At 67.9% G+C, this 20,713-nt stretch carries 20 protein-coding genes; 10 read left to right on the forward strand and 10 right to left on the reverse strand.

The features are described from left to right. Positions 1 to 36: 36 nt before the first annotated feature. Together DL990_RS34200 and DL990_RS34205 are read left to right on the forward strand one after the other, a co-directional pair. Positions 37 to 663 (forward strand): bifunctional 2-polyprenyl-6-hydroxyphenol methylase/3-demethylubiquinol 3-O-methyltransferase UbiG, encoded by a 627-nt coding sequence (locus DL990_RS34200; RefSeq protein WP_125787758.1) that lies wholly within the window; start codon positions 37 to 39, stop codon positions 661 to 663. A 13-nt stretch (positions 664 to 676) separates the two neighbouring features. After that, positions 677 to 1,093, forward strand: a complete 417-nt coding sequence (locus DL990_RS34205; RefSeq protein ID WP_125787757.1) for a TIGR03668 family PPOX class F420-dependent oxidoreductase — start codon at positions 677 to 679, stop codon at positions 1,091 to 1,093. A gap of 891 nt (positions 1,094 to 1,984) precedes the next feature. On the opposite strand, the gene mptB is transcribed toward DL990_RS34205, so the two are convergent. From mptB to DL990_RS34235, 6 genes are all read right to left on the reverse strand, one after another. Next, a complete protein-coding gene (gene mptB / locus DL990_RS34210; RefSeq protein ID WP_125801197.1) occupies positions 1,985 to 3,547 on the reverse strand; it encodes a polyprenol phosphomannose-dependent alpha 1,6 mannosyltransferase MptB in 1,563 nt (520 codons plus the stop codon). Between the two features lie 83 nt (positions 3,548 to 3,630). Further along, positions 3,631 to 5,280, reverse strand: coding sequence for an ABC transporter ATP-binding protein (nikE, locus tag DL990_RS34215; RefSeq protein WP_125801198.1), 1,650 nt, complete (start codon positions 5,278 to 5,280; stop codon positions 3,631 to 3,633). Beyond that, positions 5,277 to 6,182: an ABC transporter permease gene (locus DL990_RS34220; RefSeq protein ID WP_125787754.1), complete on the reverse strand. Its 906-nt coding sequence runs from the start codon at positions 6,180 to 6,182 to the stop codon at positions 5,277 to 5,279. Before DL990_RS34220 ends, nikE begins: the two co-directional genes overlap by 4 nt. Continuing rightward, positions 6,179 to 7,210: an ABC transporter permease gene (locus DL990_RS34225; protein WP_125787753.1), complete on the reverse strand. Its 1,032-nt coding sequence runs from the start codon at positions 7,208 to 7,210 to the stop codon at positions 6,179 to 6,181. Before DL990_RS34225 ends, DL990_RS34220 begins: the two co-directional genes overlap by 4 nt. Before the next feature lie 6 nt (positions 7,211 to 7,216). Continuing rightward, complete coding sequence (locus tag DL990_RS34230; RefSeq protein ID WP_233620662.1) at positions 7,217 to 9,103, reverse strand: ABC transporter substrate-binding protein; 1,887 nt, start codon at positions 9,101 to 9,103, stop codon at positions 7,217 to 7,219. 290 nt (positions 9,104 to 9,393) lie between these two features. Further along, complete coding sequence (locus tag DL990_RS34235; protein ID WP_233620663.1) at positions 9,394 to 11,184, reverse strand: hypothetical protein; 1,791 nt, start codon at positions 11,182 to 11,184, stop codon at positions 9,394 to 9,396. Between the two features lie 111 nt (positions 11,185 to 11,295). Between DL990_RS34235 and DL990_RS34240 the strand changes: the two genes are divergently transcribed. Genes DL990_RS34240 through DL990_RS41590 form a run of 3 tightly spaced genes read left to right on the forward strand, consistent with a single transcriptional unit; the run spans position 11,296 to position 13,018 of the window. Further along, positions 11,296 to 11,655: a hypothetical protein gene (locus DL990_RS34240; RefSeq protein WP_125787750.1), complete on the forward strand. Its 360-nt coding sequence runs from the start codon at positions 11,296 to 11,298 to the stop codon at positions 11,653 to 11,655. Next, complete coding sequence (locus DL990_RS34245; protein WP_125801201.1) at positions 11,652 to 12,875, forward strand: hypothetical protein; 1,224 nt, start codon at positions 11,652 to 11,654, stop codon at positions 12,873 to 12,875. The genes DL990_RS34240 and DL990_RS34245 overlap by 4 nt, the downstream gene beginning before the upstream one ends. Beyond that, a complete protein-coding gene (locus tag DL990_RS41590; RefSeq protein WP_199746720.1) occupies positions 12,872 to 13,018 on the forward strand; it encodes a hypothetical protein in 147 nt (48 codons plus the stop codon). The genes DL990_RS34245 and DL990_RS41590 overlap by 4 nt, the downstream gene beginning before the upstream one ends. 60 nt (positions 13,019 to 13,078) lie before the next feature. On the opposite strand, the gene pip is transcribed toward DL990_RS41590, so the two are convergent. Together pip and DL990_RS34255 are read right to left on the reverse strand one after the other, a co-directional pair. Beyond that, entirely contained in the window at positions 13,079 to 14,038 is a 960-nt protein-coding gene (pip, locus tag DL990_RS34250) for a prolyl aminopeptidase (protein WP_370451388.1), read from the reverse strand. 130 nt (positions 14,039 to 14,168) lie between these two features. After that, positions 14,169 to 14,735 (reverse strand): TetR/AcrR family transcriptional regulator, encoded by a 567-nt coding sequence (locus tag DL990_RS34255; protein ID WP_125787747.1) that lies wholly within the window; start codon positions 14,733 to 14,735, stop codon positions 14,169 to 14,171. Between the two features lie 93 nt (positions 14,736 to 14,828). On the opposite strand from DL990_RS34255, the gene DL990_RS34260 reads away from it, so the two are divergent. After that, positions 14,829 to 15,113, forward strand: a complete 285-nt coding sequence (locus tag DL990_RS34260; protein ID WP_125787746.1) for an antibiotic biosynthesis monooxygenase — start codon at positions 14,829 to 14,831, stop codon at positions 15,111 to 15,113. Continuing rightward, positions 15,110 to 15,682, forward strand: coding sequence for a DUF2867 domain-containing protein (locus tag DL990_RS34265; protein ID WP_125801202.1), 573 nt, complete (start codon positions 15,110 to 15,112; stop codon positions 15,680 to 15,682). The genes DL990_RS34260 and DL990_RS34265 overlap by 4 nt, the downstream gene beginning before the upstream one ends. Before the next feature lie 73 nt (positions 15,683 to 15,755). On the opposite strand, the gene DL990_RS34270 is transcribed toward DL990_RS34265, so the two are convergent. Continuing rightward, the gene (locus tag DL990_RS34270) at positions 15,756 to 16,190 is read right to left on the reverse strand and encodes a helix-turn-helix domain-containing protein (RefSeq protein WP_125787744.1); all 435 of its coding nucleotides are present in this window, start codon (positions 16,188 to 16,190) and stop codon (positions 15,756 to 15,758) included. Positions 16,191 to 16,279: 89 nt separating this feature from the next. Here DL990_RS34270 and DL990_RS34275 point away from each other — a divergent pair, with 89 nt between their 5' ends. From DL990_RS34275 to sigJ, 3 genes are all read left to right on the forward strand, one after another. Further along, positions 16,280 to 17,461 (forward strand): thiolase family protein, encoded by a 1,182-nt coding sequence (locus DL990_RS34275; protein WP_125801203.1) that lies wholly within the window; start codon positions 16,280 to 16,282, stop codon positions 17,459 to 17,461. Further along, the gene (locus DL990_RS34280; RefSeq protein ID WP_125801204.1) at positions 17,458 to 18,495 is read left to right on the forward strand and encodes a (4Fe-4S)-binding protein; all 1,038 of its coding nucleotides are present in this window, start codon (positions 17,458 to 17,460) and stop codon (positions 18,493 to 18,495) included. Before DL990_RS34275 ends, DL990_RS34280 begins: the two co-directional genes overlap by 4 nt. A gap of 67 nt (positions 18,496 to 18,562) precedes the next feature. After that, complete coding sequence (gene sigJ, locus DL990_RS34285) at positions 18,563 to 19,450, forward strand: RNA polymerase sigma factor SigJ (RefSeq protein WP_125801205.1); 888 nt, start codon at positions 18,563 to 18,565, stop codon at positions 19,448 to 19,450. 70 nt (positions 19,451 to 19,520) lie between these two features. Here the strand turns inward: sigJ and DL990_RS34290 are convergent, their stop codons facing one another. Beyond that, positions 19,521 to 20,600 carry a glycoside hydrolase family 5 protein gene (locus DL990_RS34290; protein ID WP_125801206.1) on the reverse strand — a complete coding sequence of 360 codons (1,080 nt, stop codon included), beginning with the start codon at positions 20,598 to 20,600 and terminating at the stop codon, positions 19,521 to 19,523. Positions 20,601 to 20,713 lie beyond the last annotated feature (113 nt).

Raw genomic sequence — 20,713 nt, forward strand, 5'->3', positions numbered from 1 at the left:
TTGCGGGATTGGTCGAACCGGGGGCATCTTTCGGACATGGATTCCACACAACAGTTCTGGGAAGACTTCTATCGCGACAAAGAGCAGGTCTGGAGCGGTAAGGCGAACCCGATCCTGGTGAACGAGGTCGCCTCGCTCACCCCGGGCACGGCACTCGATCTCGGCTGCGGCGAAGGCGGCGACGCCATCTGGCTCGCGCAGCAGGGTTGGCGCGTCACCGCCGTCGACATCTCGGAGGTCGCGCTCGAACGTGCCGCCGGGCACGCGGCCGGGGCCGGCGTCGAAGGCATCGTCTGGGAACGTCACGACCTGGCGAAGTCGTTCCCGGAGGGGCGCTTCGACCTGGTTTCCGCGCAGTTCTTCCACTCCCCCGTCGAGGTGGACGGCGAGCGGGACAAGGCACTCCGCCGCGCCGCCGAGGCCGTCGCCCCGGGCGGCACCCTGGTGGTCGCCGGCCACGCGGGCTGGCCGACCTGGATGGAAGAGCCGCCGCACAAGGACGTCCACTTCCCGACGACGGCCGAGGTCCTCGAAACACTGGCGCTGGCCGACGGTGAATGGACCGTGGAGCGGCAAGATCTGATCACGCACGACTTCCCGGGACCGGAGGGACAGCACGGAACGCGTTCGGACAACGTGCTCCGCGTGCGACGCTCGGGCTAGGTACCGTCGCGGCATGCGGATGACGCCTGCGGAAGCCCGGTCACGGTTCGAAGGCGAGCGGATAGCGAGGCTGGCGACGACGGGCTCGGACGGCGTGCCGCATCTGGTGCCGGTGACTTTCGTCGTCGAAGGCGACTCGGTCGCGTTCGCGATCGATCACAAACCGAAGAGCACCACGGCGTTGCGGCGGCTGAAGAACATCGCGGAGAACCCCGTGGTCAGCTTCCTGACCGACCACTACGCCGAGGACTGGACCGGACTGTGGTGGGCCCGGGCGGACGGTGTCGCCCGGGTACTGACCGATCCCGACGAGCAGGCGCTACCGGTGCGGCTGCTGCGGGAAAAGTATCCGCAGTACGAGGCGCAACCCGCTCCGCATGCCGTGGTGAGCACAGTGGTCTGCTCCTGGAGTGGATGGCGCGCTTCTTGAGCTTTTTGGCGTTGTTGCCGCCCGGCGGCAACAACGCCACCGCCGTGCTGTATAGGTCGTTATACACTTTGGTGGCCGGGTCAAGTCCATGAAGGACTCCTTGAGGGACTCTGGGTCCGTGAAGGGGCCCTTCACGGACCGCTTGCTCGCCTCAGGAGTCACACCCGTCACATCTTGATCGCGTGAAGGCCCCCTTCACGCGGCTCAGCCGAGGAAACTCGCCCTTCTCGACCGCGCCATTCCCCACCCTGGAAGGCAGGGCCCGGCAAGTCGCATAGCCTCTGGTCAAGCAGGTCTTGGAGCGGCGGAGGCGGGCTCGCCACAGCGGCCTGATACCTCCTCGACTGTCCACAGGGGACAGTTCCGGGGGTGACAGTGCCTCATCCGGGTGTTCCGCGGCGGGGTCGTGAGTGGCGATTCGGGTTAGGGCGGACCTGTATTTGCCTACCTACGCTGGACCAGGCCGAGAGGGTTGACGATGTAGGAATTGGGACGTTGAGTGTCCCGATTCCTACATCGTCACGACGTCGTGCCGGCCCCGGATCTTGATCAACGGAGGAGGGGGACACTCAACGTCCCCCAATCCTCCACGCCTGGCCCTTGCCGTAACACCGGCACCAATGGGTAGGCAAATACCGGTCCGCCAGAACCGTCCTTGCCACTCACGACCCTGTCGAAAACCGAACATATAAGCATCAAGTGGACATTCCGCCGCCGACGAGGGTCCTTTGTGGACATTCAGGCTCACCCCTTGAGCAAGCCGAACCGCCACTCAAGCTCTGCCCCTTCGGACAGTCGACGATATCCGGTCGAATCACCAATAACGCCACCGACCAGCGGATATTCGACTTTGCCGGGACCTGACTCTGAAGGCAGGGGCCCAGTCGAAAATCAGGAGGAGCGGGGGGCCTCGGCGGGCAGGAACTGCTCCACCGGCCTCCCCCGCCAAGCCGAGATGATCCCCAGCGGATCAGGCCGCAGCAGCGACGCGGCCGCGTACACGCTCGCCGCGACGACGCCCGCCATGAACCACCAGTCGTACAGCGCCTGCTCCCCTGTCGGGTAGTAGACCAGCGTCACGAACACCGACACCGCGACGACGACCGCGAGGTTCCGGCGACGCCATTCGAACGCGGACAGGACCACGAAACCCCAGGTCAGGTACCACGGCAGTGAGGGCGGCGGGACGATCGCGCCGGCGAGCAGGACGATCGCCATCCGGTGGATCGCCGGGTTGCCGCCGTCGCGGGCGAGCCACCATTGGCGGCCGGCGAAGACGAACAGGCCGACCATCGCGATCGCCCGGAACACGGTGACGAACGGCGAGACCTCGACGTCGATCACCAGGTTCACCAGCGAGTAGAAGATCTCGCCGATCCCGGTCGGGAAGTTCATCCAGTTCGCGATCAGCGTCGGCGCCTTGAGGCCGGTCAGCCAGCCGAGGTTGACCGAACCGAGCGACAGCCAGGTACCCGCGACGAACACCGGCAGGAAGATCCCGACCGACGCGGCGCCCGCACGGAAGAAGTTGACCACCTTCCGGTCGCCGGGCAGGTGGTTCGCCCACACCCAGACCAGGAACGGCAGCGCCCACGCCGCGGTGGGTTTGATCAGCATGCCGACGGTGACCAGGACGATCGCGACGACGTGTTTGCGCTCCAGCGCGGCCAGCACGCCGACGGTGAGGAAGCCCAGCATCAGCAGGTCGTTGTGCGGGCCGCCGACGAGGTGGATGACCGTCATCGGGCTGGCGATGGCGAGCCACAGGGTGATCGGCAGCTTGCCGCCGAGGTGTTTGACCAGCCGCGGCAGCGACCACAGCATCCCGACCAGGCCGAGCATCAGGACCAGGCGGGTCGCGATGACGCCGGCGATCATGTCGTTGCCGGTGACCGAGACGATCCCCTTGGCGACCAGCAGGAACAGCGGGCCGTACGGCGCGGGCGTGGTCTGCCACAGCGGGTGCACGTTCTGCACGACGTCCGGCAGCACGGTCAGCTCGGCGGGTCCGTTGGCGTACGGGTCGAGCCCATGCAGGAGCTGAGCGCCCTGCGCGAGGTAGGAGAAGACGTCGCGGGTGAACAGCGGCGGCGAGACCAGAAGAGGCGCCATCCAGCAGGCGGAGGCGATCACGATCGGACGGCTGCCGATCCGTCCGGCGAGCGCGTAGCGGCCCAGCCGGACCCATGCCCAGATGATCAGCCCGAAGCCCGTGTAGAGCATCGCGTTGGCGAGGATGCGGCCGTGGCCGTAGCGGATCCACGACAACGGTCCGTGCCCGAGGATCGGGTCACGGATGAGGATGCCGCCGGCGCCGAGCGCCGCCAGCATCAGCAGCGTGCTGCCTATGGTTCCCATCGCGATGGTGCGGTACGGGAACCGGGAAGGCACCCGGAGCCGCTCGCCGAGGGAACCGGCCGAGGGCGTCTGCGGGGGTTCTGTCGTGGTCGCCATTTCGAGATTGGAGGTTACACACCGCGCCTGTGCGTGTGCGCGGCAATGGGTGTTTCCCGCGTCGGACACGGGAATCCCCTCGCTCAGCGGTCGGCCGCCGCACGCTGGGCGGTGCCACCGGGCAACGCCGCGAGCAGCGACTTCGTGTAGTCGTGTTTCGGGTCCAGCAGGACCTCTTCCACGGTACCGACCTCCACCAGTTCCCCGCGATACATCACCGCGACCCGGTCGGCGATGTTCCAGGCCAGTCCGAGGTCGTGGGTGATCACGAGCCCGGCGAGACCCAGCTCACGCCGCAGGCGCAGCAACAGCGCGAGGATCTCCCCTCGCACCGAAGCGTCGAGTGAGGCCACCGGTTCGTCGGCGACGATCACGCCTGGGTCCAGCGCGAGCGCGCCCGCGATGACGACCCGCTGCCGCTGCCCGCCGGACAGCTCGTGCGGGAGCCGGTCGAGGAACTTCTCCGCGGGCCGCAGTTCGGCCGCTTCGAGGGCCTTGATGACGAGCTCGTGCTCGTTCGCGGCCATTCCGTGGATGCGGGGGCCTTCCGCGACGGCCTCGTACACCGTGTGGTTCGGGTTCAGCGCGCTCGTCGGGTCCTGCAGCACGAGCTGGACCTGCCGCCGGTACGCCTTGAGCCCGGCGCCGCCGAGCGGGACCGGTTTCCCGGCGTACCGCACCGCACCGGAGTCGGGTTTCTGCAGCCCGAGCAGCGTCCTGGCCAGTGTCGTCTTGCCAGAGCCGGACTGGCCGACGAGCGCGACGATCTCGTCCTTCCGCACCTGGAGGCTCACGCCGGCGACGGCGTGGATGCGCTTGCCGGTGCGGTCGCGGAAGCTGACGCGCAGGTCCTCGGCCTCCAGCAGCGCGGGCTGGTCACCGGTGCGTTCCGGTTCCGGTGGCAACGGCGTGCTGGTGGCGGGCGCGAACCGCGACACCGGGTCGCCGACGGTCGGGAACGCGGCCGCCAGCGCCTTGCTGTGCTCGTGCCGCGGCGCGCTCATCAGCTCCGCGCTCGGCCGTTCCTCGACGATCTCGCCGTCGTACATCACCGCGATCCGGCGGCAGGTCGCGGCGAGCACCGACAGGTCGTGGCTGATCATGATCAGCCCGATCCCCTGTTCGGCGACCAGCCTGCCCAGCAGGTCGAGCACCTGTGCCTGGACGACGACGTCCAGCGCGGTGGTCGGCTCGTCCGCGATGATCAGTCGCGGTGAGCAGGCCAGCGCCATCGCGATCATGACGCGCTGTTTCTGGCCGCCGGACAGCTCGTGCGGGTACGCCCCGGCGCGGCCGGGCGGCAGGTCGACCTGTTCGAGCAGGTCCTTGACCTTGGCCTGGATCTCACCGTCCGACAGCGCCTTGCCACCGGGCGGGTGCAGGCGGATCGGCTCGGCGATCTGCTCGCCGATCCGGCGGACCGGGTTGAGCGCGTGCATCGCGCCCTGGAACACGACCGAGGCCTCGGCCCAGCGCACCGCGCGCAGCCTGCCCCACTTCATGGCCGTGACGTCTTCACCGTCGAGCAGGATCTCCCCACTGACCTTGGCCGACCGCGGGAGCAGCCGCAGGACGCTCATCGCGACGGTCGACTTTCCCGACCCCGACTCCCCCGCGACCCCGAGGGTGTCACCGGGTTCGAGCACGAGGCTGACGCCGCGTACGGCGGCGACCTCACCGCTGCCGGTGGCGTAGGTGACGCCGAGGTTCTTCAGTTCCAGCAAGGGGCTCATGAGTGCTGTCCCTTCAGGCGCGGGTTCAGCACGGTCTCCAGCGCGCGTCCGACGAGGGTGAAGGCGAGAACGACCACGACGATCGCGATACCCGGCGGCAGCAGGTTCCACCAGGCGCCCTTGCTGATCGCGCCGTTGTTCAAGGCGGTCTGCAGCATGGCTCCCCAAGAGACTGTGTTCGGGTTGCCGACGCCGAGGAACGCCAGCGTCGCGTCCGCGATGACCGCGTTGCCCACGACGAGCGTGGTGTTGGCCAGCACGAGCGGCATGACGCCGGGAAGGACGTGCTTGCCGACGATGTGCAGGTGACCGCCGCCGAGTGCTTTCGCGCGTTCGATGTACGGGCGGCCCTCGATCGTGAGGGTCTGCGCGCGGACCAGGCGCGCGGTGCTTGGCCAGGCGGTGACGCCGATGGCGATGATCACCGTCATCGTGCCCTGATCCAGCACCGAGGCGAGCGCCACGGCGAGGACGAGCGACGGCAGCACCAGGAAGAAGTCCGTGAACCGCAGCAACAGCCCGGAAAGCCAGCCACCGAAATGCGCGGCCGCGATCCCGATGAGGGTGCCGATCAGCACTGAGAGGAACGCCGCCGAGAAGCCGGTGAGCAGCGAGATCCGCGCGCCCCAGAACGTCATCAGCAGCACCGAGCGGCCGTCGATGTCGGTGCCCAGCCAGAACTCGCCGCTGGGCGGTTCCAGCGAAGTGCCTTCGGCCTTGGTGACGTCGAGGCCGGATTCGTCCGAAATCACCGGGGCGAGGATGGCCAGCAGCGTGATGAGGCCGAGGAAGGCCAGTCCGAAGACGCCCGCCTTGTTCGTCGTGAACTCGTGCCAGCGCTTCGCCACCGACTCACGGCGGCGGCGCCAGACGATCGAACCGGGTTTTTCCGCTGTGGTCATGCCGTCCGCACCCTGGGGTCGAGCACGCGGTAGAGCAACTCCGCGAGCAGGTTCATCAGCACCACCGCACCCGCGAGGGTCACGAAAACTCCTTGCAGGACAGGCAGATCAGGCCCGCGGAGCGCTTCGTAGAGCAGCTGCCCGAGCCCCGGCCAGCTGAACACGGCCTCCACCGAGACCGCACCCGAGACGACCATCCCGAACTGCATGAAGACCAGCGTCACCGTCGGAAGCAGGGCGTTGGGCACGGCGTGCCGCTTGCGGACGAGGTCGTCGCGCAGCCCCTTGGCCCGCGCGGTGGTGAGGTAGTCCGAATTCATCTCGCCGATCAGGGACGACCGCATGACCAGCATGTACTGCGCGTAGAACACCACCAGCAGGGTCACGCACGGCAGCACCAGATGGTGGAGTACGTCGAGCCCTTCGCTGAAGAAGCCCGGCGCGACGTCCGGGGAATGCATGCCACGGCTCGGAAAGAGACCGTTGCTGGCCACCAGCAACATGAGCCCGAGCCAGAACTGCGGTACCGACCACAGCGTCAGCGCGAGTCCTGTTTGGACCTTGTCGAACCTGCTCCCCCGGCGCCAGCCCGCGCGGATGCCGAGCCACAGGCCGAGCATGACCGCGAGCACGGTCGCGCTGCCGACGAGCAGGATCGTCGGCCACAGCCGCTCGCCGACCATGTCGAAGACCGGGCGCCGCTGCAGGTACGAGACCCCCATGTCGCCCTGGAGCAGGCCGACGACGTAGTCCCAGAACTGTTGCAGCAGGGGCTTGTCCACGCCCATCTGCTCGCGCAGCTCGGCCATCATCTTCGGGTCGGTCGGCCGGTCGCGGACCATGAACCGCACGGGATCGCCGGGCAGTGTCCGGAACAGGAAGAACCCCAGCACGACGACGAGCGCGAGGCTCGCCAGCGCGCCGCCGATCTTGGAGAGCACGAACCGGGCGGTGCCGGTCCCGCCCCGGCGCTCGTCGGGATCGACGAGCGCCGGGGTCTGGTCGAGGGAACTGAGTGCTTCGGTCAACGAGTTCTACTCCCGGTCGTCGGCCGACTTGCCGCGCCGCCCGAGCAGCACGCCACCGCCGACGAGCACCACGAGCACGACCGCGCCGATGCCGATCCACAGTCCGGTGTTGCTGCTTTCCTCGGCGCCCGGCGCTGCCGCGTCGGCCGGAGTGGCGCCGTAAACGCCCCAGTAGCCGGACTGCTCGAGGATCGCGCCGTCGGGCTGCGGCTGCTTGGTGAACGAGGCGAACTTGTCCGAGCGGTAGGCCTCGAGCACGTTGTCGTAGTCGAGGACGACGTCGACGTACTCGCCGGCCAGCACGGCTTGCGCTTGCTTGACGAGCTCGGCGCGCTTGGCGGGGTCGAACTCGGTCAGCTGCTTCTTGTACAGGTCCTCGTAGCGCGGCTCGCAGAAGAACGTCGCCGAGCTGCCGCCGTTGCCCTCCGCGTTCGGGCGGCCGGCGCAGGTGTTCAGGCTGAGGGCGTAGTCCGGGTCGGGCGAGGTGCCGTAGCCGGAGATCGCGAGGTCGTAGTTGCCCGCGGTGGTGCGGTCGTCCAGCTCGTCGTCGGAGACGAGTTCCTGTTTGACGCCGATGCCGACGTCCTTGAGCCAGCCGCTGACGAACTGCGCGACACGCTGGTCGAACGGCCGGTTCGCGTGACCGGCGAGCCGGAACTCCAGCTTCGCGCCGCCGGGCGCGACGCGGATGCCGTCCGCGCCCTTGGCGTAACCCGCCTGGTCGAGGGTGGCGTTCGCGGCCGCGATGTCGAACTTGGTCTTCTCCGCGTCCGACGGGGTCCAGGTGTAGGCCTTGTAGATCGCCGGGACGACACCGGTCCCGGGCTGGCCGTAGCCGTTCATCACCTTCTGGACGATGCTCTCCGTGTCGATCGCCTGCGCGATCGCCTTGCGGACCCGGACGTCCTTCAGGATCGGGTTGCCGTCACCGATCGGCTGGTCGAGGACGTTCTTGACGCCGAAGTTGATGATGAGCTCGTTGTACCGGCGGCCCGGCGCCTTGTTCGTGGTGATGTTCTTCTCGCCCTTGAGCGCGTCGAACTGCGTCGGCGTGAGCCGGTTGATGACGTCGACCTCGCCCTGCTTGAGCGCGTTGACCGCGGCCTCGGCGTCCTTGAACTGCAGCAGCTGCAGTTCGTCGACCTTGGGCGCGCCACGCCAGTAGTCCTTGTTCGCCTTGAACTTCACGAACTCGTTCTTCTTGTACTCGGTCAGCAGATACGGTCCGCTGCCGACGCCGACGACGGCCATCTCGTCGGTCGAGGGGGCGTTGAGGTCCTTGATCGGCTCCCAGATGTGCTTGGGCACGATCGGGACGTCGAGCGAGGTCATGCTCGCCTGCGGTGCCTTGGTCTTGATGACGAGCGTCTTGTCGTCCGGCGCCGACACCGACTCGAAGTTGGTGACGTAGCTGCCGTTCGCGGTGCGGGCGTTCTCGTCGTCGAGCATCCGCTGGAAGGTGTACGCGGGGTCCTGCGCGGTGATCGGCTTGCCGTCGGACCACTTCATCCCCTGACGGATGGCGAAGGTCCAGGTGAGCTTGTCGTCCGAGGTCTTCCAGGACTCGGCGATGCCACCCGTGGGCTGGGTGTCCTCGGCCGAAGGCAGGGTGAGGAACTCGTAGTTGAACCGGCCGACCTGCGTCGACGCCGCCAGCTGGGCGGTGAAGGGATTCAGGTGGTCGATGCCGGTCGTGAGCGCCACCCGGAGGACCTTGCCCTGCTGCTGTGCCGCCGCGACGGGCACGAAAGGCACCGTCGCGACCGCCGAAGCGGCAAGGACCGCGACTACGCGAAGACCGCGTAGTCGCTTCGGAAAACGCTCAGTGCGCACGAAGACCACCCCATCGAAACTCGCTGTAACCCAACCCCCGAGGCGGAAAAGTAACCACATGTCGCGGTAACCGCGCAATGACTCGCCAACACCGATCGTGCACGGCGGATGTCGTCGCGTGGTCGATAGCTACTTTACGTCTCGACGACATTGCGGTGAGTCACCATTTCGGCGCGCGAGACGGCAACACGTGCAGTGTCCTGGGTATTCAAGGGAAGCGTGCTTGCAGCACGCTTGCGCCCGATGATGCTCAATCGATACGTGCGACGAAGTGCGAGCAAAGCGACTCGTCACCTGCTTGCGGTACTTGCGTGCGCAACCATCGCAAGCAGGTGACGAATCGCGACGCGTCAGCCGACGGGGACCTCACGCCGTCGCGCGCTGGCGGCGGCCGCGTAGAGCCACGCGAACAGCGCCCACATGCCGGCGAAGATGAGCCCGACGGTCACGTACGCGACCGTCCACAGCACGGCGGGCGTCTCCGACTTCCGTTCCCGTTGCAGGAACTCGATCTCGGACATGAACGGGCGGGTACCGGACGCCGCGTCGATCGCCGGGGCGTCCGCGGCCGGGTCGGCGGGCGCGTAGATCGGGGCGAGCCCCATCACCCGGTTCGGGACGTGCACGCGGATCCCGGTCTTCCACTGTCCGAACACCGGCAGCGGCTGGGTCGTGCGATACACCCCGTCGCCGATCTTCTCCAGCGGCGCGGTGAAGAAGTCGCCGCCCTGCCAAGCGAAACCGTTCAGCCACACGGCGTCGTCGGCGAGATCGGGATGGGAGATCGTGACGGTCGCGTCGACCCAGCGGGGCGCGCCACCGCCGTGCGGGTTCGAGATCGGCAGCCCGGCCGCGGCCTCCGTCAGCCGGACGTCGGCGGTGAATCCGCCGTCCGGATCCTGCGGGACGGCGACGGCCGACATCAGGGCGACCGCGCCCAGCGCGCCGACGAGTCCGACGGTGTGGCGGGGGCCGGCCGCGGGCACCTGCGTCGCCGTCTCCTCCACGCGCTGGTACTGCCAGACTCCGATGAATGCACCCGCCAGAGCGGCGCCGGTCCCGAACAGGACGAACAACGGCAAATGGGCCGCCGGCCAAGGGTTCGGCATCAGCCACTGGGTGAACGCCGCCTCGGCGAGCATCCCGGCCGTCCCCACGAGCAGACCGGCGACAGCGGCGAAGGTGTAGCCCCGACGGCTCCGCATCGCCAGCGCGACGACCTCGATGATCACCGCTTCGGCGACGTACGGCAGCAACGAAGCCACGTGCAGATCGGCGAACAACGGGATGATGGTGAACGAAGCACGGGAGGCGAGGAAGACCGCCAGGACGATCAGCGCGCCGCCGGGCCCCCAGGACAACCGCCCGTAGGTCAGCGTCCAAGCTCCGATCAGGCCGACGAGCACAACCTGCGACAGCATCGGGAACTGCGGGACGCCGAGGTCGAACTCCATGAGGAACGCCGAAGCGCCCATCATCCAGGCGCCGGCGAGCACCGGGCCGAGCAGGCGCACGACCGGTCCGGTCGCGCCGACCTGTCGCGCTTCGCCGAGCAGCAATTGCAGCCCCAGCACCACGCAGACGCCGCCACCGATCATCAGGACGTGCGTCGGCCCCCATTCGGTGACGTCCTGGCCGAACAGCCGGTGCCAGACGTCGTCGAGCGGGAATCCCGCGATGCCGACCAGACCGGTCGCCATCATCTGGATGGACCCCATCGGTGCCCGCCAGTGCGGGCCGATCTTGAACGTGCGCTTGGGCAGGTTCTTCGTAGCCAGTGTCGCGCTGAGCACGCCGCTGGCGAAGATGCCCATCAACCCGAAGTAGATCGGGAAGTGCGACGGGTTCGCGAGCGGGCCTTCGTCGCGGCCGAGTTCCATGTGGATCGGCACGTCCCAATAGACGCCGATCAGCGCCGACATCCCGGAGAGGAACGCGACGAACATCGGCAGCGCGGCCCAGCGTGGCAGACCGCTGAAGTCACCCATCCATTCGGCGACGCGGCCGATGACGGTCCGCTTCCCCGCGCGTTCGCGGAGCACGAAAAGGGCCAAGGGCAGGAAGACCGCGGTGAACATCAGGCCCGCGATGACGATCTGCCCGAATTGCGCGCCGCCGGCAGGCGGGCTCTCCTGAGCCATGAACACCGTTCTCGCCTTCCTGCTAACCTGAGTAACTGTTACCTTGGGGTAACACGATAGAGGCATGGTTCCGGCCAGGCAAGCCGGGGCGTACGACTTGGAGGAACCTCGATGCGGAGGATCGGCGGGATCTGCGGGATCACCGTGGCCGCGCTGCTGGCCGTGACCGGCTGTTCGGGATCGACCGGCTCCCAACCGTCGCCGGGCACCGGCACCGTGAAGTTCTCGATCACCGCGGGCAAGCGCACAGCGGGCCCGGCGGAGGTCTCGGTGCGCACCGGCGAGAACGTCGCGCTCGAGGTCACCTCCGATCAGGCGGACGAACTGCACGTCCACGGCTACGACAAGGCCGCCCAGCTGGCCCCCGGGGTTCCGGGGACTGTCTCCTTCACCGCGAACATCGACGGGATCTTCGAGGTGGAACTGCACAAGAGCGGCGCGGCGGTGACCAAGCTCCGGGTCAGCGGATGATCCTGGCGCACGGCCTCGGCGGCAGGTCCGATCTGCCGGTGCCACTGTGGCTCGCGCTCTACGCGGGAGCGGCGGCCGTCGTCGTCTCCTTCTTCGCGCTCACCGTGTTTTGGAAGGAACCAAGGCTCCGCGGCGCCGACGCCGGCAGCGCACTCCCCCTCCCCCTGCAGCGGTTCGTCGACAGCGCGTTCTCGCGGGTCGCGTCACGCATGGCAGGCGTGGCGCTGTTCGCGGGTTTCCTCGCGATGGCGTGGGCCGGTCCCGGCAGTTCGGCCGACAACCCGGCTCCGGCATGGTTCTACGTCTGGTTCTGGGTGGGACTGGTTCCGCTTTCGCTCCTGTTCGGCCCGGTCTGGCGGCGCCTGAATCCACTGAGGACGGTCGCGTCGCTGATCCCCGCGCGGCATCGCGAACTCCCGGACCGGCTGGGCTACCTGCCCGCGATCGTCGGTCTCCTGGCGTTTCTCTGGTTGGAACTGGTGTTCCCGCACTCGGATTCGCCGAGGGCGATCGCTCTTTTCTGCACCGTGTATGCCGTTATACACATTGCTCTCGGGGTGGTCTACGGTCCGCGCTGGTTCGACCGCGGCGATGCTTTCGAGGTCTACGCGCGCCTGATCGCGGCCTTGTCCCCGTTCGGCAGGCGCGGTGACGGACGGCTCGTGGTCCGGAATCCACTGGACGGGCTGGTCGCCATCTCCCCCGCGCCCTGGCTGACCGCGCTGGTACTGGTGGTGCTCGGCTCGACGGCGTTCGACGGCCTGACCCGGCTCCCGTTCTGGACGTCGCTGGACGCCAGTGTCCTCGGGGGCACCGCCGGGCTCGCGGCCTGTATCGCGCTCACGTACGGCGCCTACGCGGGCGCGATCAGCCTCACCAGGCCGTATCTGCGCCGAGGTTTCGACCCATATCCCGCGTTCGCGCCGTCGCTGATCCCGATCATGGTCGGCTACACGGTCGCGCATTACTTCTCGTTCGCCGTGTTCTCCGGGCAGCAGGGCTTCGGCCGCGCGATCGACTACACGGTCGTCTCGACCGGCGTGATCGCGCTGGTGCAGATCGCCGGAATCGTCGCGGGGCACGTGCTGGCCGTAACCTCGGCGCATGACCGTTCCGTCGGCGTGCTGCGCGCGAACTACGTCAAGGTGGGCCAGTACCCCATGCTGGCGCTGATGATCGGCTACACCGCGCTCGGGATCGCACTGGTGTCCGGCTCATGACCATCGCTGCGCGGGTGATGATGATGCACCAGGGCGGCTGGGACGAGATCCTCATCTTCGTCGGCCCCGTGGTGATCATCGGGCTGCTCGTCTACGTCGCGCGCAAACAGGTCCCGACCACCCCCGAAGAGGACGACGACTAGCCCTGGGTGGGCAGAGGGAATCCCGGCTCCACCCAGGGCTTTGCCGTGCCTGGACACGGCCTAGTCACGGAACCGATCCGTGGCTGCCAGCAACGCGGCCAGGATGCCGGGTTCGTCGTACGCGTGCGCGGCATCCGGCACGATCACCAGTTCCGAATCCGGCCATGCCTTGTGCAGGTCCCACGCGGAGACCACGGGCGTGGCGAGGTCGTACCGCCCCTGCACGATCACGCCGGGAATGTCCTTCAATGCGGCAGCTTCCCGGATCAGCTGTCCTTCTTCGAGCCACCCGTTGTTCACGAAGTAGTGGTTCTCGATCCGCGCGAACGCCAGCGCGAATTCCGGCAAGGCGAATTCCGCCACCATTTCGGGCCGCGGAAGCAGCGTCACCGTCGCGGCCTCCCAGGTACTCCACGCGACAGCGGCCGGCCCGTGCACCAGGGGGTCAGGGTCGGCGAGCAGCCTCGCGTACAGCTCGACGGGATCCCCGTCGAGCTCCGCGATCGGCGCCATGAATTTCTCCCACAAGTCCGGAAAGACGTTCGCCGCACCACCCCGGTAGTACCAATTCAACTCGGACGAACGCAGCGTGAAGATCCCGCGCAGCACCAACTCCGACACGCGTTCAGGGTGCTTCTCGGCATACGCCAGCGCCAACGTCGACCCCCAGGACCCACCGAACACCTGCCACCGCGAGATGCCCAGCGACTGCCGCAGTCGCTCGATGTCATCGACGAGATGCCAGGTCGTGTTCAACGAAAGATCGCCCGACGCGGAGGCATGCGGCAACGACCGCCCGCAGCCGCGCTGGTCGAACAGGACGATCCGATACGCGGACGGGTCGAACAGCCGGCGGTGCGACGGCGAGCAGCCGCCGCCGGGACCGCCGTGCAGGAAAACCACGGGCTTGCCGTCGGGGTTGCCGCATTCCTCCCAGTACACGAGGTTGCCGTCACCGGTGTTCAGGTGGCCTGACGCGTTGGGTTCGATCTCCGGGTACATGCGCCTATCGTCGGACACCTGGCGCAGCTCACGGACGAGACGACGCTCACGGTAGGTGCTGCCTGCTTGTCCAGTGCGGTGAACCGCTGGATCAGGCCGCCGATTCCGCCACGCTGGCGCGCTTCACATTCCGGCTTCCGACACATCCTCAGCCGTCATGGCCTGGCCCGCCCCCGAGAAGCAACGCCCCCGCCAACTCGGTGACCTCGTCCCGAGAGCGGCCGTTGTGGTCGGCGGCCATGAAGTGCTTGCCGATCAGGAGCGAGAACGCGAGCAAGCACCGGGCTTCGACCTCGTCCTCGTCGGTGAAGATCTCGCGCATGAGGGAACGCAGGTAATCCATCCGCTGGTTGTCGACCCGCCGGAGCCGTTCGGCCACCGACTGGTCGCGCCGGGCCCAATCCCTGATCGCGAGGTCGATCGGCAGTAGCCGGTCGCCGGCGAGCAGTCCGGCTCGCCGGATCTTCGCCCTGGCGTCGCCGCCTTCGCGCTCGACGCTCTCGAACAGCAGGTCGGTGCTCATCCGCTCCCAGGTGGCGAGCATTTCCTCCAGCAGCGTGCCCCGATCGGCGAAATGGCCGTAGAACCCGCCTTTCGTGACGCCGAGCGCTTTCGCGAGCGCCTCGACGCGGACGGCGCCGGGACCTCCGGCAGCGAGGGCATGCAGTCCCGCGTCGATCCAGGCGCTCGGCGGGGTCCGGGTTTCGGCGGCCATGCGATCACCGTATCCCCCGTCACTCCGGCACCACGACGACGATATATACGCTACCGTATAGATGGCGGAAGTTGACTGGGAGGAACAACGACGATGACTGTCGGATTCGTGGCCACGCACTACCCGCACACCGATCATCACGACGATTTCGTCTCGCGCGTCCAGCGAGTCGCCGCCGTCCTGCGCTCCACTTCGGGCTGCCTCGCCGCCGAATGCTGGGTGACCGCCGCCGGAGACGCCGTGGTCTCGATCGTGCGGTGGGAATCCGAGGCGGCACAGGCGGCCTCGATGCAGGCTCTGGGCTCGGCGGATGTGGACGTCGCCTTCGACGATCGCGAGGTCCGGCCACGCGAGATCGTCCAACTGGTGTCGGCATGAAACTCGCGAACACGGCGCACACGGCCCACTCCTGGCGGATCCACGAAATCGCCGGGGACTTCGACCTCGAAGACGTCTGGGCACTGGAAACACCCGGCGGCCCGGACGACTTCGACAAGCTGGTGAAGCAGTTCTCGTCGGGCGATTTCCCGAACGGGGCGCCACTACCCGTCCGGGCGCTGTGGGCGCTGCGCTGGAAACTCGGCGGGCTGCTCGGCCTGGACAAGCGGACTTCCGGCCTCGACACCCGGGTGGGACCACTTCGCGCCAAACTGCCGGAAGACCTCCGCCGCACACCGACCGGGCCGGACGAAGATTGGTCGCCGTTCACCCCGGTATACCGGCTCGAAGACGAATTCGCCGCCGAAATGGCGAACGGGACCATGCACGGCGTCCTGCACATCGCGTGGGTCGAAGACGGGCAGGGCGGGTATCGCGGTCAGATGGCGGTGCTGGTGAAACCCAACGGCCTGTTCGGCCGGGCGTACATGGGATTCATCAAGCCGTTCCGGTACCTGATCATCTACCCGGCGCTCATGCGGATGATCGCGCGGGAGTGGCGCGGCTAGCGAAGGTCCGTGAAGGCCTCCTTGAGGGACCCTGGGTCCCTCAAGGAGGCCTTCACGGACAGCCGACCACGCGTCATCGCCGACTGCTCCGCACCAGCGTCATGTCTTTCTCTCGCACCGGTTCCTGGCAGTGTGCGCAGACGGTCTCCGGTGCGAGGACCTCGCCGCACGAATGGCGCCACACCGTCGGCGGCGGGCCGTCCGTGACATACCGGTCGCCCCACGCCATGAGGTTCAGCAGCACGTGGTTGAGCGCGTGCCCCGCCTCGGTGAGCACGTACTCGTAGCGCGGCGGATGCTCCTCGTAGAGCCGTTTCTCGAGGATTCCCGTCTCGACGAGCTTGCGCAGCCGCGCGGTCAGGATGTCCCGGCTCGCCCCGGTGTTGCGGACGATCTGGTCGAACCGCCGCGCCCCGAAGAACACCTCGCGCAGCGCGAGCAGGCTCCAGCGCTCCCCGATCACCTCCATCGCGTTGGCGATCGAGCAGTCCCTCGGTCCTTCGGTCATGCGACCAGCGTAAACCCAGTGAGTCTTGATTTCCAACCCACTCGATGCCACAGTGAGTTGGAGATTCCAACTCACCACTGGAGGCAGCCGTGCACGACGCGGTCATCGTCGACGCCGTCCGTACCCCGATCGGCAAGGGCAAGCCAGGTGGCGCCCTGCACGAAATCCATCCCGTCCAGCTGCTCGCCCACACGTTGCGAGCCCTCGTCCAGCGCAACGGCCTCGACCCGGCGCTGATCGACGACGTCATCGGCGGCGCGGTCGACCAGGTCGGTGAACAGGCCCAGAACGTCACGCGGTGGGCGGCACTCGCGGCCGGGCTGCCGGAGTCCGTGCCCGCGACCACCGTCGACCGGCAATGCGGGAGCAGCCAGCAGGCCGTGCACTTCGCCGCGCAGGGCGTGATGGCCGGCGCGTACGACGTCGTCATCGCCTGCGGTGTCGAGTCCATGAGCCGCGTCCCGATGTGGTCGAACGTGCTGCCCGGCACCGATCCCCTCGGCCCCGGGGTCGCCGAGCGCTATCCGGAAGGCCTGGTGCCGCAAGGGATCAGCGCCGAGCTCATCGCCGCGAAGTGGTCGCTCGGCCGCGACGCGATGGACGAGTTCGCGGTGTCCTCACACCGGAAGGCGGCGCGGGCGCACGCGCTCGGGCGGTTCGCGAGCCAGATCGTGCCGATCGAGACCCCGTCAGGCCTGGTCTCCACCGACGAGTCCGTCCGGCCGGGCACCGACCTCGAAACGCTGGCCAAGCTGCGCCCCGCGTTCCAGGACGAGGGGATCTCGGAAAGGTTCCCGCAGATCGACTGGTCGGTGACCGCGGGCAACAGCAGCCCGATCAACGACGGCGCCTCCGCCGTGCTCATCACCTCCAGCGAGACCGCCGCCAGACTGGGCCTGCGGCCGCGCGCCCGGCTGCACAGTTTCGCCGTCACCGGCTCCGACCCGCTGCTCATGCTCACCGGCGTCATCCCGGCGACGGAGAAGGTGCTGCGGCGCGCCGGTCTGCGCCTCGCGGACATCGACCTGTTCGAGATCAACGAGGCGTTCGCCAGTGTCGTGCTGGCGTGGCAACAGGAGACCGGGGCCGACCCGGCGAAAGTCAACGTCCACGGCGGCGCGATCGCGCTGGGCCATCCGCTCGGCGCGAGCGGCACCCGGCTGATGGGCACGCTGGTCAACGCGCTGCACCAGCACGGCGCCCGCTACGGCCTGCAGGCGATGTGCGAAGGCGGCGGCCAGGCCAACGCGACCATCCTGGAGACGTTGTGACCGACCGGCTTCCCAAGAAACTGGCGAACCATCCTTCGGTACGGGCGGTGCTCGCCAAACCGCGGGACAAGCCGTCACCGGTGATCGACGCCGGCTGGCTCAAGGAGATCTGCCTTGCCGCCGGTGCCGACGACGCGGCGGCCGTCCCGCTCGACCATCCGGATCTGGCCGGCGAACGTGAACACATCCTGCGCGCGCTCCCCGGCACCAAGACCCTGGTCTCGCTGGTGGTGCGGCTGAACCGCGACGACGTCCGCTCCCCCGCCCGCAGCGTCGCCAACCAGGAGTTCCATCGTGGCGGTGAGATCATCAACGAGGCCGGGCACACGATCGTTCGGACACTGCAGGACGCCGGATACCGCGCGATCAACCCGTCGGCGACGTTTCCGATGGAGATGGAGCACTATCCCGGCCGGATCTGGGTGGTCGCGCACAAGACCGTCGCCGTCGCGGCCGGACTCGGCGCCATGGGGCTGCACCGCAACGTGATCCACCCGAAGTTCGGCAACTTCGTGCTCCTCGCGACGTTGCTCGTCGACGCCGAGGTGTCCGGCCACGGCGAGCCCCTCGACTACAACCCCTGCCTGGAGTGCAAGCTGTGCGTCGCGGCTTGCCCGATCGGGGCGATCTCGAAGACCGGCGAGTTCGACTTCCTCTCCTGTTCGACGCACAACTACCGCGAGTTCATGAGCGGCTTCACCGACTGGGCGCAGACCGTGGCCGACAGCGAGGACGCCGCCGACTTCCGGTCCAGGGTGACCGACTCGGAGAACGTGTCGATGTGGCAGAGCCTCGCGTTCAAGCCGAACTACAAGGCCGCGTACTGCATGGCCGTCTGCCCGGCGGGTGAAGACGTGCTCGGGCCGTACCTCGACGACCGCCGCGGCTTCCTCGGCACCGTGGTGAAACCGTTGCAGGACAAGGTGGAGACGCTGTACGTGCGAGAGGGTTCGGCCGCGAAGGCCTACGCCGAACGCCGGTTCCCGCACAAGCCGGTGAAGGAGGTCGACGGCGGCTATCCGGCACGGTCCTGAGCCACGTCGTCACATCTTCGTTCCCCCACGCGTCAGGGTTACGACTGATCGACGAAGGATGGGGACCGTGGACGAACACGACTGGCTGGCACGACGCTTCGAGGGGCACCGGACGCATCTGAGGGCGGTGGCGTACCGGATGCTCGGTTCGCTCAGCGAAGCGGACGACGCCGTGCAGGAGGCCTGGTTGCGGCTGAGCCGGTCGGAGTCCGGTGACGTGGACAATCTCGGCGGCTGGCTGACCACCGTCGTCGGCCGGATCTGCCTCGACATGCTGCGCTCACGCAAGTCACGGCGGGAAGACCCGGTCGGCGCGCAGCTCCCCGACCCGATCATCGGCCGTGAGGACGGGATCGACCCGGAACACCAGGCCCTGCTGGCGGACTCGGTCGGCTTGGCACTCCTGGTCGTCCTCGACACCCTGGACCCCGCCGAACGGCTCGCGTTCGTACTGCACGACATGTTCGCCCTGCCGTTCGACGAGATCGCGCCGATCGTGGGCCGGTCCTCCGCGGCGACCCGGCAGCTCGCCAGCCGCGCGCGCCGACGCCTGCAGGGCTCGCCGACCGTCCCGGACGCGGACCTGAGCCGTCAGCGGGCAGTCGTCGATGCGTTCTTCGCGGCCGCGCGGGACGGCGATTTCGACGCGCTGGTCTCGGTGCTCGACCCGGACGTCATCCTCCGTGCCGAGGGCGGCGCGGCCCCGGCGGGGACCTCGCGTTTCGTGCGCGGGGCGGCCACGATCGCGAGCCAGGCACTCATGTTCCGGGCGGCTGGCGAGGGCGGGGAGCTGCGCCCCGCACTGGTCAACGGCGCGGCCGGGATGGTCGTCACCAAGGACGGCGTCCCGACGACGGTCTTCGCCTTCACCGTCGTGGACGGGAGGATCGCGGCGATCGATATCCTGGCCGACCCGGACCGGCTCGCCGCGCTGGACTTCGAACCGCTCGGCTGAACTGTCAGGAAAGGGTCGTTCAGGACATTTTGTCCTGAACGACCCTTTCCTGACCTGCGCGCTGCCGGGATCAGGAGGTCGGGAAGTTGTCCGCGGTACGGATGCGGTCCCGGATCCAGACGCCGGCGGGCTTCAGCGGAGCCGTGCCGGTGAACGAGCTGCCCGAGCAGGTGCCCGGCTTGAACACCGCGCCCGAACGGCTGTCGTCGGAGAAGTTCCAGTTGGTCCAGCTGATCTTCTTCGACGCCAGGAAGTCCAGGTACTTCTGGGAGTTGGTGAAGTCGTTCCCGCCGTCACCGCTGGCGGTCTGGGTGCCGAACTCGGTCACGAACAGCGGGATCTTGCTCGCGGCCCGGCTCAGCGCGTTGAAGTACTCCGTTTTGTGCGACGCCGCGTAGAAGTGGAACGTGTACATGAAGTTGCTGGCGCGCACCGGGTTGTTGATGATGTCGGTCTCGTTGCGGCCGTCGGAGATGCCGAGCGAGCCCCAGCCGTGGGTGCCCACGAGCACGACGCCGTCGGAGTCCTGGGCGCGGATGACCGGGATCATCTGCTCCGCGTAACTGCGGACGCGGTCCCAGCTGACGTTGTTGGGCTCGTTGGCGATGTCGTAGATGATGTTGGTCTTGTCCTTGTGCCGCTGGGCGATCTCGGTGAAGAACGTCTTGGCGCGGCTCAGGTTCGCGTTCGGATCGCCCGGCGTGAGCTGGTGCCAGTCGACCAGGGCGTACATCCCGCGCTTGGTGGCTTCCTCGATGTAGGAGTGCACCATGTCGGTGAACTTGCGCGGGTTGGTCTCGTAACCGCCTTCCTGGATGTACATCGAGATCCGGAGGACGTCGGCCTTCCAGTCGTTGGACAGTGCATCGAGCGAAGCGGTCTTCACGCACTGGCTGAACCACTGGATCCCGTGGGTGCTCATGCCACGGAGCTGGATCGGTTTGCCGGCGGAGTTGCAGAGCTGGAGGCCACAGACCTTCAGCTGTCCGTTGATCGCCGCCGGGCTGCCCGGCGGCAGCGCGGCGACTGCCTGCGTTGCGGGTTCTGTGCCGGTCTCGGTTGCCATCGAGGTACTCGTGGCGGCGATCGGCGCCAGCAGTCCGGCGGCCAGTGCGGCCGTCACCCGGAGACGGATCTTGTCCCAACGCATTCGGCTTCTCCTCTCGCGTCGACGGCGCCGTCGTTGGCGCGCCGACGGTCAGGGCGGCGGGATTAAATAGGAAACTTTCCTTACTATTGGAAAGTAAAGGAGAGATTACCCAC

Source organism: Amycolatopsis sp. WAC 01416, assembly GCF_003947485.1.
Lineage (GTDB): Bacteria > Actinomycetota > Actinomycetes > Mycobacteriales > Pseudonocardiaceae > Amycolatopsis.

Bases quoted from the DNA above. Each gene is read 5' to 3' on its own strand.
- DL990_RS34260 (WP_125787746.1), top strand. From the start codon at position 14,829: ATGACTGTCGGATTCGTGGCCACGCACTACCCGCACACCGATCATCAC.
- nikE (WP_125801198.1), bottom strand. From the start codon at position 5,280: ATGAGCCCCTTGCTGGAACTGAAGAACCTCGGCGTCACCTACGCCACC.
- DL990_RS34235 (WP_233620663.1), bottom strand. From the start codon at position 11,184: ATGGCTCAGGAGAGCCCGCCTGCCGGCGGCGCGCAATTCGGGCAGATC.
- DL990_RS34205 (WP_125787757.1), top strand. From the start codon at position 677: ATGCGGATGACGCCTGCGGAAGCCCGGTCACGGTTCGAAGGCGAGCGG.
- DL990_RS34255 (WP_125787747.1), bottom strand. From the start codon at position 14,735: ATGGCCGCCGAAACCCGGACCCCGCCGAGCGCCTGGATCGACGCGGGA.
- DL990_RS34240 (WP_125787750.1), top strand. From the start codon at position 11,296: ATGCGGAGGATCGGCGGGATCTGCGGGATCACCGTGGCCGCGCTGCTG.
- DL990_RS34200 (WP_125787758.1), top strand. From the start codon at position 37: ATGGATTCCACACAACAGTTCTGGGAAGACTTCTATCGCGACAAAGAG.
- DL990_RS41590 (WP_199746720.1), top strand. From the start codon at position 12,872: ATGACCATCGCTGCGCGGGTGATGATGATGCACCAGGGCGGCTGGGAC.
- DL990_RS34290 (WP_125801206.1), bottom strand. From the start codon at position 20,600: ATGCGTTGGGACAAGATCCGTCTCCGGGTGACGGCCGCACTGGCCGCC.
- DL990_RS34245 (WP_125801201.1), top strand. From the start codon at position 11,652: ATGATCCTGGCGCACGGCCTCGGCGGCAGGTCCGATCTGCCGGTGCCA.
- DL990_RS34270 (WP_125787744.1), bottom strand. From the start codon at position 16,190: ATGACCGAAGGACCGAGGGACTGCTCGATCGCCAACGCGATGGAGGTG.
- DL990_RS34230 (WP_233620662.1), bottom strand. From the start codon at position 9,103: ATGTGGTTACTTTTCCGCCTCGGGGGTTGGGTTACAGCGAGTTTCGAT.
- DL990_RS34220 (WP_125787754.1), bottom strand. From the start codon at position 6,182: ATGACCACAGCGGAAAAACCCGGTTCGATCGTCTGGCGCCGCCGCCGT.
- DL990_RS34265 (WP_125801202.1), top strand. From the start codon at position 15,110: ATGAAACTCGCGAACACGGCGCACACGGCCCACTCCTGGCGGATCCAC.
- mptB (WP_125801197.1), bottom strand. From the start codon at position 3,547: ATGGCGACCACGACAGAACCCCCGCAGACGCCCTCGGCCGGTTCCCTC.